Annotated in this window: 11 protein-coding genes and 1 other annotated feature (1 of these 12 running past the window's edge); of the genes, 5 read left to right on the top strand and 6 right to left on the bottom strand. The window is 59.0% G+C overall.

Annotation, left to right across the window (positions count from 1 at the left end; genetic code table 11):
• Nucleotides 1-206 precede the first annotated feature (206 nt).
• The 3 genes from malG to malE all read right to left on the bottom strand — a co-directional run bounded on the left by malG (nt 207) and on the right by malE (nt 3,922).
• Nucleotides 207-1,097, bottom strand: a complete 891-nt coding sequence (malG, locus tag RTX96_RS15690) for a maltose ABC transporter permease MalG (RefSeq protein WP_103818754.1) — start codon at nt 1,095-1,097, stop codon at nt 207-209.
• Nucleotides 1,098-1,111: 14 nt separating this feature from the next.
• The gene (gene malF / locus RTX96_RS15695) at nt 1,112-2,656 is read right to left on the bottom strand and encodes a maltose ABC transporter permease MalF (RefSeq protein WP_103818753.1); all 1,545 of its coding nucleotides are present in this window, start codon (nt 2,654-2,656) and stop codon (nt 1,112-1,114) included.
• Nucleotides 2,657-2,731: 75 nt separating this feature from the next.
• Entirely contained in the window at nt 2,732-3,922 is a 1,191-nt protein-coding gene (malE, locus tag RTX96_RS15700; protein WP_312671523.1) for a maltose/maltodextrin ABC transporter substrate-binding protein MalE, read from the bottom strand.
• A 344-nt stretch (nt 3,923-4,266) separates the two neighbouring features.
• On the opposite strand from malE, the gene malK reads away from it, so the two are divergent.
• The 5 genes from malK to ubiA all read left to right on the top strand — a co-directional run bounded on the left by malK (nt 4,267) and on the right by ubiA (nt 9,332).
• Entirely contained in the window at nt 4,267-5,376 is a 1,110-nt protein-coding gene (gene malK, locus RTX96_RS15705) for a maltose/maltodextrin ABC transporter ATP-binding protein MalK (RefSeq protein WP_103818751.1), read from the top strand.
• 45 nt (nt 5,377-5,421) lie between these two features.
• Entirely contained in the window at nt 5,422-6,741 is a 1,320-nt protein-coding gene (locus tag RTX96_RS15710) for a maltoporin (protein ID WP_103818750.1), read from the top strand.
• Nucleotides 6,742-6,867: 126 nt separating this feature from the next.
• Complete coding sequence (gene malM, locus RTX96_RS15715; protein WP_103818749.1) at nt 6,868-7,836, top strand: maltose operon protein MalM; 969 nt, start codon at nt 6,868-6,870, stop codon at nt 7,834-7,836.
• A 117-nt stretch (nt 7,837-7,953) separates the two neighbouring features.
• Nucleotides 7,954-8,460 (top strand): chorismate lyase, encoded by a 507-nt coding sequence (gene ubiC / locus RTX96_RS15720; RefSeq protein ID WP_103818748.1) that lies wholly within the window; start codon nt 7,954-7,956, stop codon nt 8,458-8,460.
• Nucleotides 8,461-8,462: 2 nt separating this feature from the next.
• A complete protein-coding gene (gene ubiA / locus RTX96_RS15725; RefSeq protein WP_103818747.1) occupies nt 8,463-9,332 on the top strand; it encodes a 4-hydroxybenzoate octaprenyltransferase in 870 nt (289 codons plus the stop codon).
• Between the two features lie 67 nt (nt 9,333-9,399).
• On the opposite strand, the gene thrC is transcribed toward ubiA, so the two are convergent.
• From thrC to thrA, 3 genes are read right to left on the bottom strand one after another with little or no spacing between them, the layout of a single operon-like run.
• Nucleotides 9,400-10,686: a threonine synthase gene (thrC, locus tag RTX96_RS15730; protein WP_312671524.1), complete on the bottom strand. Its 1,287-nt coding sequence runs from the start codon at nt 10,684-10,686 to the stop codon at nt 9,400-9,402.
• A gap of 3 nt (nt 10,687-10,689) precedes the next feature.
• Complete coding sequence (thrB, locus tag RTX96_RS15735) at nt 10,690-11,619, bottom strand: homoserine kinase (protein ID WP_103818745.1); 930 nt, start codon at nt 11,617-11,619, stop codon at nt 10,690-10,692.
• Between the two features lies 1 nt (nt 11,620).
• Complete coding sequence (thrA, locus tag RTX96_RS15740; protein WP_103818744.1) at nt 11,621-14,083, bottom strand: bifunctional aspartate kinase/homoserine dehydrogenase I; 2,463 nt, start codon at nt 14,081-14,083, stop codon at nt 11,621-11,623.
• 24 nt (nt 14,084-14,107) lie between these two features.
• Nucleotides 14,108-14,152: a sequence feature (Thr leader region), on the bottom strand; it runs 73 nt beyond the window's last position.

The following is a 14,152-nucleotide window of genomic DNA, read 5'->3' on the forward strand; positions in this document are numbered from 1 at the left end:
GCCCGCGTAAGCGAAGCGCCACCGGGCGTGACTGTGCTGATGCTGCAACGCCGGGCGGCGCTACGCTTGCCCGGCCTACGACTCACCTATTTAACCTGGAATGGAATAAAAAAATGGCGCTCCTAAGAGCGCCAATAACAGTCACGAGTCAAAGTACAAATGGATAGATAAAGGTTGAGGATAACAGTGGCAAAACATGATGAAACCTAGCCTTTCACCCCACCTGCCGTCAGGCCGTTAACCAGCCAGCGCTGGGCCAGCAGGAAGACAAGGGTAATCGGAATAGCAGAGAGCACCGCCGCTGCGGCAAAATCGCCCCACAGGTAGTTCTGCGGGTTGAGATACTGCTGCATACCTACCGCCAGGGTGTAGCTATTGACGTCGCGCAGCAGCAGCGAGGCAACCGGCACCTCAGTAATGGCGGCGATAAACGACAGAATAAACACCACCGCCAGGATCGGCACCGAGAGGGGCAGCAGGACCAGACGGAACGCCTGCCACGGCGTCGCCCCATCCAGCGAAGCAGCTTCTTCCAGCGAATTATCGATGGTTTCAAAGTAGCCCTTAATCGTCCAGACATGCAGGGCGATACCACCCAGATAGGCGAAGATGACGCCACCGTGCGTGTTCAGACCGATAAAAGGCACGTACTGGCCAAGGCGGTCGAACAGGGCATAGAGCGCCACCAGAGAGAGCACCGCCGGGAACATCTGGAAAATCAGCATCCCTTTCAGCAGCGATGACTTACCGGTAAAGCGCATGCGGGCAAAGGCGTAGGCGCAGGTGGTGGAGAGCACCACGATGCCCACCGCCGTAATGCCAGCGATCTTAACCGAGTTCCACAGCCACAGCAGCACCGGGAAGGGCGGTGGAGTGACGCGCCCATCCGCATGTTCAACGCTGAAACCCAGCGCCAGACGCCAGTGCTCCCAGGATATCTGGTCCGGGATCAGGCTGCCGGTCGCAAAGTTACCGGGGCGCAGCGAGATCGCAATGACCATCAGCAGCGGGAACATGATCGCCGCGATAAAAACCAGCAAGCCCAGATGCGTAAGGAAAAGGCGCAGCTTTTGAGATTTGGGTTGAACCATAGCCATTGTCTGTCTCTCCCTTAATCAAATTTCATGCGCGTGGCTTTCAAATTCACAATCGCCAGGACGCCAACCAGCAGGAAGATCAGCGTGGCAATCGCCGCAGCGAGGCCGAAGTCCTGGCCGCCGCCGCCCTCAAAGGCGATGCGGTAGGTATAGCTCACCAGCAGGTCGGTATAGCCCGCTGGCGTGGTGGTGCCCAGGCGATCCGGGCCGCCGTTGGTCAGGAGCTGGATCAGCACGAAGTTATTAAAGTTAAATGCAAAGCTGGCGATCATCAGCGGCGTTAGCGGCACGACCAGCAGCGGCAGGGTGATGCGGAAGAAGTTCTGCATCGGCCCCGCCCCATCCATTGCCGAGGCCTCATAGAGATCGTCAGGAATGGCTTTCAGCAGGCCCATGCAGAGGATCATCATGTAGGGGTAGCCGAGCCAGGTGTTAACGATGACCACCATCGCACGGGCAGTCGTGGGATCGCTAAACCAGGCGGGCTTGGCACCGAACAGCGCCCCCAGCATCATGTTGATTTCACCGAAGCTCTGGTTAAACAGCCCTTTGAAAATCAGGATCGAGATAAAAGACGGTACGGCATAGGGCAGGATCAGCAGCACCCGGTAGATGGCCTTGCCGCGCAGGGCTTCCCACTGCACAAGACACGCCAGCACCATACCCACCGCCACGGTCAGCACCACCGTCAGCAGCGAGAAGACCACGGTCCAGACAAATATCGCCAGGAACGGCTTCTGAATGCCCTCGTCGGTGAAGACGCGCATAAAGTTATCCCAGCCGATGGTCACGGTATAGCCTGGGCTGAGGCGCTCGCTTTCCCAGCCGCCGTCGGCGTTAACGGCCTGATAGAAACCGACATCGTTATTGGGACGGTATTTAACGCCGCTCTGGTTGTTGGTCAGCGTGCCGTCGTCGGCAAGGGTATAGAGCGGGCGCGTGCCGGAGAACTGGCGCAGAGAGCTCATCACCACGTGGCTCTCATCCGGCAGCACGGCGGTAAGCTGCGTCAGCGCCTGGCGCTGCTGGGTAATCACACGCAGGTTGGCGCGTTCGCCCGCGGGCAGGGCCGCCGCTTCTTTCAGGGTCAGCGTCTGCTCGCCACCGGGCGTAAACGGTTCCGAAACGTAGTGTTTGTCGCTCTCGCCGTCGGTCAGCACCAGCTGCCATTTATTCTCCGCCGGATAGAGGCCAAAGTTAAAGGTCTTACCCGCCTGATAGACGCGATCCATCAGCACGTCACGGACGCGCTCCTGGGCCAGCTGGTTGGTGCTGCTGTAGTTAGTGAAGGCGATAGCAATGGTGCAGATCAGCGGAAAGAGAACAAACAGGCCCATCCCGGCGAGACCGGGGTAGACATAGCGCCAGGCGTAGGCTTTACGATTGGCGAAAATATAGAGGCCAACCGAGCTTAAAATCAGCGTCGTGATGGCAAACAGGTACTCTCCCTGGGCGTACATCAAAACCACAAGATAGCCCACCAGCAGCCCCAGCAGGGCGATCGCCGACCACTTCAGCGCGTTGCTTTGCCACCAGGCACTCTTTTTAACGACATCCATGAGACACTTCCTCAACAACCGTGGAAAACATTGTCAGTTGTAGGGCGGGTAGCGAGGCGCCACCCGCCATTTTTATTACTTGGTAATACGTCCCTGCGCATCTTTCAGCGCAGCATCCACGGTCTGGCGACCGCTGGCAGCGTTGATCACCGCCGTACGCACCGCGTACCAGAAGGCAGCCATCTGCGGAACGTTCGGCATGATTTCACCCTTCTCGGCGTTGCTCATGGTGGCGGCAATGCGTGGATCCTTCGCTAAGGTCTCCTGGAAGGACTTCAGCGCGACGGCACCCAGCGGCTTATCTTTATTCACCGCGTCCAGGCCCTGGTCGGTCAGCAGGTAGTTTTCAATGAACTCCTTCGCCAGCTCTTTGTTCGGGCTAGCAGCGTTGATGCCCGCGCTCAGCACGCCAACGAACGGTTTCGACGGCTTGCCTTTAAAGGTCGGCAGCAGCGTCACGCCGTAGTTCACCTTGCTCTTGTCGATGTTTGACCACGCCCACGGACCGTTGATGGTCATCGCGGTTTCGCCTTTATTGAAGGCCGCTTCGGCGATGGAGTAGTCGGTGTCCGCGTTCATGTGTTTGTTCTTGATCAGATCAACCAGGAAGCCCAGGCCCGCTTTGGCGCCCGCGTTGTCCACGCCCACGTCCTTCACGTCATACTTGCCGTCGGCAAATTTAAACGCGTAACCGCCATCCGCGGCGATCAGCGGCCAGGTGAAGTACGGCTCCTGCAGGTTGAACATCAGCGCGCTCTTGCCTTTCGCCTTCAGCTCTTTATCCAGTGCCGGGATCTCTTCCCAGGTTTTTGGCGGGTTTGGCACGAGGTCTTTGTTATAGATCAGCGACAGAGCTTCGACGGAGATCGGATAGGCGATCAGTTTGCCGTTGTAGCGCACCGCGTCCCAGGTAAAGGGGAAAAGCTTGTCCTGGAAGGCTTTGTCTGGGGTGATCTCCGCCAGCAGGCCTGACTGGGCGTAACCACCAAAACGGTCATGTGCCCAGAGGATAATGTCCGGGCCGTCACCGGTCGCCGCCACCTGCGGGTATTTCTCTTCCAGCTTATCCGGATGCTCAACGGTGACCTTAATCCCGGTATCCTTCTCGAATTTCTGGCCGACTTCCGCGAGGCCGTTATAGCCTTTGTCGCCGTTGATCCAGATCACCAGCTTGCCTTCTTCAATTTTGGCAAGGGCCGAGGCGGAAAACATCATCGTCGTCAGCGCGGAGAGCGCAAGGATGCGAGCGCCAGTTTTCATGTTCATAAATCCCGTCCTTTAGGTAGCGATAAATTGACGCCTCTCAGTCTCCCGGTTTGACAAGCGCTTCTCATCCTCCCCCGACCTACGCCCTGCCGCCGTGATGTGTGATCTTTGTTACATAAAACAGAGTTATGCGTACCGGCGCACACAAAAGCGCCGCGATTTTTGCTGGCGGCATCACGAAAATCGCCCGCAGCCCGCAGCCCCGGTGGCAGAGCCGGGCCGCTCATCCTCCCGTCTCCTCCCCCATAAAAAACCGGGGGGCGGAGGATTCGCCCGACTTATACATGACGCATAGTCACTGCAACTGAATGTTTCAGGGTTGTAACGAAGGAAGGGAGAAGGGCATGGCGAGCGTGCAGCTGAGGAATGTGACGAAGGCCTGGGGCGACGTGGTGGTGTCAAAAGAGATCAACCTCGACATCGAGGAGGGGGAGTTCGTGGTCTTTGTTGGACCGTCAGGCTGCGGAAAATCGACCCTGCTGCGTATGATTGCCGGGCTGGAAACCATCACCAGCGGTGACTTAATGATTGGCGACACGCGAATGAATGAGATCCCCCCTGCGGATCGCGGCGTCGGCATGGTGTTCCAGTCCTATGCGCTCTATCCCCATCTCTCGGTGGCAGAAAATATGTCGTTCGGCCTCAAGCTGGCCGGCGCAAAGAAAGACGTCATTAACCAGCGTGTCACCCAGGTTGCCGAGGTACTCCAGCTGGGCCATCTGCTGGATCGCAAGCCGAAAGCGCTTTCCGGTGGTCAGCGCCAGCGCGTAGCCATTGGCCGTACGCTGGTGGCGGAGCCGCGCGTGTTCCTGCTCGATGAGCCGCTCTCCAACCTTGATGCGGCGCTGCGCGTGCAGATGCGAATTGAGATCTCCCGCCTGCACAAGCGCCTCAAGCGCACGATGATCTACGTCACCCACGATCAGGTCGAGGCGATGACCCTGGCGGACAAGATCGTGGTACTGGACGCCGGACGCGTGGCGCAGATTGGCAAGCCGCTGGAGCTTTATCACTACCCGGCAGACCGTTTCGTGGCGGGCTTTATCGGCTCGCCCAAGATGAACTTCCTGCCGGTAAAAGTGACCGCCACCGCCATTGAACAGGTGCAGGTGGAGCTGCCGAACCGCCAGCATATCTGGCTACCGGTGGACAGCGCCAACGTTCAGGTCGGCGCCAATATGTCTCTTGGGATCCGTCCCGAGCATCTGCTGCCCAGCGACATCGCCGATGTCACGCTGGAGGGGCAGGTACAGGTTGTTGAGCAGTTAGGTCACGAAACACAAATTCATATCCAGATCCCCGCCATCCGTCAAAACCTGGTTTACCGCCAGGGGGACGTGGTGTTGGTAGAAGAGGGTGCCACATTCGCTATCGGCTTGCCGCCGGAGCGCTGCCATCTGTTCCGTGAGGACGGCAGCGCCTGTCGGAGATTGCATCAGGAGCCTGGCGTTTAAGCATTCCCATTACAAAGAAAAGCAAGCAAAGCTTCAGGAGATAGAATGATGATTACTCTGCGCAAACTCCCTCTGGCCGTCGCCATAGCAGCAGGCGTGATGGCTGCCCAGGCGGGTGCTGTTGATTTCAAAGGCTACGCACGTTCCGGCATCGGCTGGACCGGCAGCGGCGGCCCGCAAGAGTGTTTCCAGGCAACCGGGGCCCAAAGTAAATACCGTCTTGGTAACGAATGTGAAACCTATGCTGAATTAAAACTGGGCCAGGAAGTGTGGAAAGAGGGCGATAAGAGCTTCTACTTCGACACTAACGTTGCCTACTCTGTTTCCCAGCAGAACGACTGGGAAGCCACCAGCCCGGCCTTCCGTGAAGCTAACGTCCAGGGTAAAAACCTGATCGAAGCGCTGCCAGGCTCCACCATCTGGGCAGGTAAACGCTTCTACCAGCGTCATGACGTCCACATGATCGACTTCTACTACTGGGATATCTCCGGCCCAGGCGCAGGTATCGAAAACATCGATCTCGGCTTCGGTAAACTCTCTCTGGCGGGTACCCGTTCGTCTGAGTCCGGCGGCTCCTCAACCTTCGCCGACCGCGATCCGATTACCGGTGAGCGTACCTACGACAATATCGTACCGAACGACGTCTTTGACGTGCGTTTAGCCGGTCTGGAAGTGAACCCGGGCGGCACCCTGGAGTTTGGCGTTGACTACGGTCACACCAACCTGCCGGATGACTACTACCTGCAGCCAAACGCCAGTAAAGATGGCTGGCTGTTCACCGGTGAGCACGTGCAGACCATCGGCACCGGCTTCAACAAATTTGTTGTCCAGTACGCTACCGACTCGATGACCTCGAACGGTAAAGGCATCCCGCAGGGCGCTCAGCTTAACAACGACGGCCACCTGCTGCGCTTCATCGACCACGGCTCCATCTCTATGGGCGACCGCTGGGACATGATGTACGTCGGTATGTACCAGGATATCGATCTGGACAACGGCAACGGCACCCGCTGGTGGACCGTGGGCGTGCGTCCGATGTTCAAATGGACGCCGATCATGAGCACCCTGCTGGAAGTTGGCTATGACAACGTGAAGTCCCAGCGTACCGACTCTACCAACGACCAGGTCAAAGTGACCCTGGCCCAGCAGTGGCAGGCAGGCGACAGCATCTGGTCCCGTCCGGCGCTGCGCGTATTCGCAACCTACGCCAAGTGGGATGAGTCCTTCGGCTTCGCTAACAATGGCAGCGACAGAACGGCTGGTCTGACTCCGGGTTACGCTTACCAGGATACCTCCGCACGTACCTTCAGCCGCGGCGATGATGACGAGTGGACCTTCGGTGCCCAGATGGAAATCTGGTGGTAAGACAGTATTGATGTCATGCAGTACCAAGGAGGGGCTTCGGCCCCTCTTAACTCAGTAAAGATTCATCTCTGACGCGGCGCGCTATTGCCTGGCTACCGTCCCGTCATCTCTACAGAGGTCACCATAATGAAAATGAAAAAAACGCTTCTCGCGCTCTGCCTCGGTGCAGGGCTGCTCGCCTGCGTACCCGCAGTAAGCTTCGCTGACGTGAATCTGGTTCCGCAGGATACCTCAAGCGCGCCAGCCATCCCGGCAGGCTCGCTCCAGCAGCTGACCTGGACGCCGGTTGCCAATTCACAAACCCAGACCACGAACCTGGCGACGGCAGGCCAGACCCTGAACGTGCCCGGAATTACCGGTAAAGTGGCCGCCTACAGCGTGCCAGCCAACATCGGTGAGTTGACCATTACCCTGACCAGCGTGGCGGATAAGCAAAGATCGATCTTTGCGCCTAACGTGCTGGTGCTGGATCAAAACCTGACCCCCGCCGCGTGGTTCCCCAGCAGCTACTTCACCTATCAGGAGCCGGGTGTGATGACCGCCGACCGTCTGGAGGGGATCATCAAGCTGACGCCGGCGCTGGGCCAGCAAAAAATCTATCTGCTGGTCTTCACCACGCCAGAAGATCTGCAGCGCACCACCACCATGATCAACCCGGCGAAAGCCTACGCCAAAGGCGTGGGTAATGCGGTACCGGATATTCCGGATCCGCAGGCGCGCCATACGCCGGACGGTACGGTGAAGCTCAAAGTCAGCACCAACTCCGCCTCCAGCATTCTGGTCGGCCCGATCTTTGGTTCTTCTGGCCATGCCGCCGTAACCGTCGGCAATACCGCTGCTCCAGCCACCGCCTATAGCGCCCCGGCGGCCTCGCCTGCGCCGGCAGCAGCGCCTGCTCAAGCCCCGGCTCCGGCCCCGGCAGCGAAGCGTGAGCCGGTATTGAACGATACGGAAAACTACTTTAACCAGGGCATTAAACAGGCCGTTGCCAGCGGCAATATTGATAAAGCACTGAAGCTATTGAATGAGGCTGAAAGCCTGGGCTCCACGTCTGCCCGCGCTACGTTTATCAGCAGTGTAAAAGGCAAGGGGTGATCGTCTCCCCACAATGCTGATTTTGTCCGTTTGGTGCACCTTCACCGGTGCACCCTTTTTCCCGATCTGCCTGTTCTGCGATACACTGTTGCTACGTTATGTACCGGAGAGTAAGGCATGCCACACCCTGCGCTAACGCAACTGCGCGCGCTGCGCTATTTTGACGCAATCCCCGCACTCGAACCACACCTGCTTGACTGGCTGCTGCTGGAAGACTCAATGACCAAACGTTTTGAGCAGCAGGGTTGCCAGGTGAGTGTTACGCTCATAAGAGAGGCGTTTGTCACCGCCGATGAGGTACCGGAAGAGCGCCCGCTCTTGCCCGAGGCATCACGCTACTGGCTGCGGGAGATCCTGCTCTGTGCCGATGGCGAGCCGTGGCTTGCCGGGCGCACGGTGGTGCCGGAGTCGACCCTGTCCGGTCCGGAGCTGGCGCTGCAGCGGCTCGGCAATACGCCGCTGGGGCGCTATCTCTTTACCTCATCAACCCTGACCCGTGATTTTATTGAAATAGGCCGTCATGCCGATCTCTGGGGACGCCGCTCCCGGCTGCGCCTCGGCGGCAAGCCGCTGCTGCTGACGGAGCTGTTTTTGCCTGCATCGCCGCTGTATCGAGAGGAGTAGAAATGGAGTGGAGTCTTACCCAGGGTAAGCTGCTGGCTTATCACCGCTTAATGCGCACGGACAAGCCAATTGGCGCGCTGCTGTTGCTGTGGCCCACCCTGTGGGCGCTATGGGTGGCGACGCCGGGCGTGCCGCCGCTGGGGATCCTCGTGGTATTTATCGCCGGGGTCTGGCTGATGCGCGCCGCAGGCTGCGTGGTAAATGACTACGCCGATCGTAAATTCGACGGCCACGTGAAGCGCACCGCTAACCGGCCGCTGCCGAGCGGCGCGGTGAGCGAAAAAGAGGCGCGTAATCTGTTTATCGTGCTGGTGCTGCTCGCCTTTGTGCTGGTGCTAACCCTTAACCTGATGACCATTCTGCTGTCGGTGGCGGCGCTGGCGCTGGCCTGGACCTACCCCTTTATGAAGCGCTACACCCACCTGCCGCAGGTGGTGCTGGGGGCCGCCTTTGGCTGGTCGATTCCAATGGCTTTTGCCGCGGTCAGCGAGTCGGTTCCCCTGAGCTGCTGGCTGATGTTCCTCGCCAACATCCTCTGGGCGGTGGCCTACGATACGCTCTATGCAATGGTGGATCGGGACGACGACGTTAAGATCGGCATTAAATCGACGGCTATTCTCTTTGGTCGGCACGATAAGCTGATCGTTGGCATTCTGCAGGTGCTGGTGCTGGTGCTGATGGCGGCGGTGGGCTGGCTAAACGGCCTGGGCTGGCCTTTCTATGCCTCGATTGCGGTGGCAGGGGCACTGTTTGTCTGGCAGCAGAAGATGATTGTGCATCGCGATCGCGACGCCTGTTTCAAAGCCTTCCTGAACAATAACTACGTTGGCCTGGCGCTGTTTGTTGGGCTGGCGGTGAGTTACCTTCCCTAAAAAGCGGCCATAAAAAAAGCCCGGGATCGTTCCGGGCTTTTTATCCAGAGGCTGGCTAACCCAGCGATTACGCTTTTTGCATCATCAGCGCGCGCAGGGCGGCAAAATCAGCAGGCAGGCTATGGGAGAGCAGCGGCAGCTCGGCACGTTCCGCCAGCGCGGCAGGCAGATCCAGCGTATCGCCCAGGATTGCCTCAACGCTCTCTTTGAATTTCGCCGGATGTGCGGTGCCGAGGAACAGCCCGTACTCGCCCGGGTGCAGCTGGTCGCGTAGGGCGCGATAGGCCACTGCCGCGTGCGGCTCGGAGAGATACCCCTTCTCCTTCAGCTCAAGCATGGTGGCTTTGGTTACGTCATCGTCGATGGCAGCATAGCCCAGCTCGTTCAGACGCCAGATCTTACGGCGGAACAGCTCCTCCACGCGCGGCCAGTTGTTCGGCTGGCTAACGTCCATCGCGTTGGAGAGCGTCGCCTGGGTCGCATTCGGGCTCCACTCGCCAGCATGCAAGAAGCGCGGCACGGTGTCGTTGGCGTTGGTGGCTGCGATGAAGCGCTTCACCGGCAGGCCCAGCGATTTTGCCAGCAGACCGGCGGTGAGATCGCCGAAGTTTCCGCTGGGTACTGAGATCACCAGCTGGTTGCGTGCTTCCTGCGGCAGCTGCGCCACCGCCTCGAAGTAGTAACAGATCTGCGCCAGCAGGCGGCTGATGTTGATCGAGTTTGCCGAGTTCAGCCCCAGCTTCTGTTTCAGCTCTTCATCATCAAAGGCTTGCTTGACCAGCGCCTGGCAGGCGTCAAAGTCGCCGTCGATGGCCACCGTCTCAATGTTACCGCCCAGGGTACAGAAGAGCTTCTCCTGCAGCGGGCTGATTTTGCCCTGCGGGTAGAGGATCACCACGCGCACGTTTTTCAGGCCATAGAAGGCGTGCGCTACGGCTGCGCCGGTATCGCCGGAGGTCGCGGTCAGAATGGTCACCGGCTTGTCGCCGCTGATGTGGGTCAGCATCTGCGCCATAAAGCGGCCGCCAAAGTCTTTAAACGCCAGCGTCGGGCCGTGGAACAGCTCCAGGCAGCCGATATCTTCCTCAACCTTGCTTACCGGGGCAGGGAAGGTAAAGGCGGTCCGCACACGCTCCTCCAGCAGCTCCTGGGGGATCTCATCCCCAATGAAGGCAGCGAGGATCTTTGCGCTACGGCTGACGAAATCCTGCTCCAGCATCTCGTCGATTTCGGTCAGGTTAAACTCGGGCAGATCGTGAGGGAAGAAGAGTCCCTGCTGTTTACCCAGCCCCTGCGTTACCGCCTGGGCAAAGGAGACCTGCTCGTTATGATCTTTAAGATTGTAGAGTTTCATTAATTATCCCAGTACGCGTGCGCCCGCTGTATCCAGCCGGCAAATATGAACAAAGCCTTCCTGATTCTGCAGATAGTGTTTACCCAGCCAGTCTGCTACGCGCTGCGCGGTGTCCGGCTTGTCACAGAGCGCGAACAGCGTCGGCCCCGACCCGGAGATACCGCTCGCCAGCGCGCCAATCTCTGCCACCGCCTGCCGTGCCTCTTTAAAGCCCGGCAGCAGGCGGGCGCGGTACGGCTCGGCAATGACATCTTTCATCAGCTTCGCGGCCAGCTGCGGCTGCCGTGAGTAGCAGGCGTGAATAAACCCGGCCAGATGCCGCCCGTGGGCGATGCAGTCCTGACGGCGATACTGCGCGGGTAAAATCGCCCGCGCCTCTGCCGTGGAGACTTTGATCCCCGGGTAGGCCAGCACCCACAGCCACTCATCAAAGCCTGGCACCTGCTGGCTGATAATGCCGTTCTCTTCGATCATCAGCTGCATGCCGCCGAGGAAACAGGGGGCAACGTTATCGTAATGAATGCTGCCGGAGATGCGTCCCTCCAGCTCGCCCATCAGCGCCAGCAGGCGCGTATCGTTGAGCGGTTTGCCACAGTGCTCGTTCATCGCCATCAGCGCGGCGACCACCGAGCAGGCGCTGGAGCCGAGTCCCGAGCCAATCGGCATATTTTTTTCCAGCGTCATGGTGACTGGAATCGTTTTACCCAGCTCCTGGCAGAAACGCTCCCAGCACTGATAGACAATATTTTCCCGCGGCTCCGGAGGCAGCTTATCCGCAAAGCGCCCGAGATTATGCAGGCTAAAACGGTCTGCGGCTTCTACCGTGACGACATCGCCCAGCAGTGAATCATCAACCGGCGTTACCGCCGCCCCGAGTACATCGAAGCCAACGCTCATATTGGCGCTGGAGGCCGGGGCATACACTTTCACCATGTTAAACTCCTAACTTCCATGAGAGGGTGCGCAGCAGATCGGCAAAAACGCCTGCTGCCGTCACATCGTTGCCCGCACCGTAACCACGCAGTACCAGCGGCAGCGGTTGATAGTAGTGGCTGTAGAACGCCAGCGCGTTCTCACCGTTTTTCACTTTATAGAGCGGATCGTTGCCGTCTACCTCGGCGATTTTCACCCGGCAGACGCCATCCTCTTCGATATTACCGACATAGCGCAGCACTTTACCTTCATCGCGTGCTTTCGCCACCCGCGCGGCAAAGGCGTCGTCAAGCTGCGGCAGACGCGCCATAAAGCCGGTGACATCGCCGCTGTCGTCAAAGCCTGCCGGCAGAACCGGCTCGATAACAATATCCGTGAGCTCCAGCTCGCGGCCCGTTTCGCGTGCGAGGATCAGCAGCTTACGCGCCACGTCCATGCCGGAGAGATCGTCTCGCGGATCCGGCTCGGTATAGCCCATATCCCGTGCGATACCGGTTGCTTGTGAAAGGCTCATGCCTTCGTCCAGCTTACCGAAAATAAAGGATAATGACCCGGAAAGGATGCCGGAAAAGCGCTGAAGCTCATCGCCAGCGTTCAGCAGGTTTTGCAGGTTTTCGATCACCGGCAGCCCCGCCCCGACGTTGGTATCGTAGAGGAACTTGCGGCGCGATCCGGCGGCAGCGTGGCGCAGCTGGTGGTAGTAGTCCATCGACGAGGTATTGGCTTTCTTGTTCGGGGTGACCACGTGGAAACCTTCGCGCAGGAAGTCGGCATACTGATCGGCCACCGCCTGGTTGGAGGTACAGTCAACGATAACCGGATTGAGCAGATGATACTCTTTGACCAGGCGGATCAGCCTGCCCAGGTTGAATGGCTCTTTCGCCTCTGCCAGCTCCGCCTGCCAGTTCTCGAGGTTCAGGCCGTGCACGTTGGTCAGCAGCGCCTTTGAGTTCGCTACGCCGCAAACCCGCAGATCGATATGCTTCCCTTTCAGCCAGCTCTGCTGACGCTTGAGCTGATCCAGAAGCGCGCCGCCGACGCCGCCGACGCCAATCACGAATACCTCAATCACCTGGTCGGTATTGAACAGCATCTGGTGGGTGACGCGTACGCCTGTGGTGGCATCGTCGTTGCTGACCACCACCGAAATTGAGCGCTCCGAGGAGCCCTGGGCAATTGCCACGATGTTGATATTCGCGCGGGCCAGCGCGGCGAAAAATTTAGCCGAGATACCGCGCAGGGTGCGCATGCCATCGCCGACGACGGAGATAATCGCCAGCCGCTCCATGACCGCCAGCGGCTCCAGCAGCCCCTCTTTCAGTTCAAGGTAGAACTCATCCCCCAGCGCCCGGCGCGCACGGCCGCAGTCGGCCTGCGGCACGCAGAAGCTGATGCTGTATTCAGACGAGGATTGCGTAATCAACACCACCGAGATCCCGGCGCGTGACATGGCGGCAAATACCCGCGCCGCCATCCCGACCATCCCTTTCATGCCGGGGCCGGAGACGCTGAACATCGCCATGTTATTGAGATTAGAAATACCCTTAACCGGCAAGCCGTCATCGTCGGACGTGGCACCAATCAGCGTACCGGGCGCTTGCGGGTTACCGGTATTTTTAATCAGGCAAGGGATCTGGAACTGGGCGATAGGGGTAATGGTGCGTGGGTGCAGCACCTTCGCGCCAAAGTAGGAGAGCTCCATCGCCTCCTGATAAGACATTGACTTCAGCAGCCGGGCGTCGGGTACCTGACGCGGATCGCAGGTGTAGACGCCGTCAACGTCGGTCCAGATTTCACAGCAGTCGGCGCGCAGGCAGGCGGCCAGCACGGCGGCAGAGTAGTCGGAGCCGTTACGCCCCAATACCACCAGCTCACCTTTCTCATTACCTGCGGTGAAGCCCGCCATCAGGATCATATGGTCGGCAGGGATCTGGCTGGCGGCGATGCGGCGGGTAGATTCCGCAATATCAACGGTGGATTCGAGGTAGTGGCCTACGGCGAGCAGTTTTTCCACCGGGTCGATAACCGAGACCTTATGACCTCGGGCCTCCAGCAGTCCGGCCATAATCGCAATGGAGAGCTTCTCCCCGCGACAGATGATGGCGGCGTTGATGCTGTCCGGACACTGGCCCAGCAGGGCGATCCCATGCAGAACGTGTTTGATTTGCGCGAACTCTTGCTCAACCTGCTGCTTCAGCCGGGCAAGGGGGAAACCGGGCTGAACCTCGGCCAGGCCTGCAAGCAGGTCGGCAAAAATATGCTCTGCGTCGCTGATGTTGGGTACGGCATCCTGGCCACCGATGGTCTTCTCAATCATCGCCACCAGATGGTTGGTAATTTTGGCCGGGGCAGACAGCACGGTTGCAACCTGCCCCTGCCTGGCATTGCTCTCCAGAATTTCGGCAACACGCAGAAAACGTTCTGCATTTGCCACTGACGTACCGCCGAACTTCAACACTCGCATGGTATTACCCCTTGATTTTTGCTCGAAAAAAAAGCCCGCACTGTTCAGGTGCGGGCTTTTTTCTGTGTT

This window comes from Pseudescherichia sp., from assembly GCF_032052675.1.
Classification (GTDB): domain Bacteria; phylum Pseudomonadota; class Gammaproteobacteria; order Enterobacterales; family Enterobacteriaceae; genus Pseudescherichia.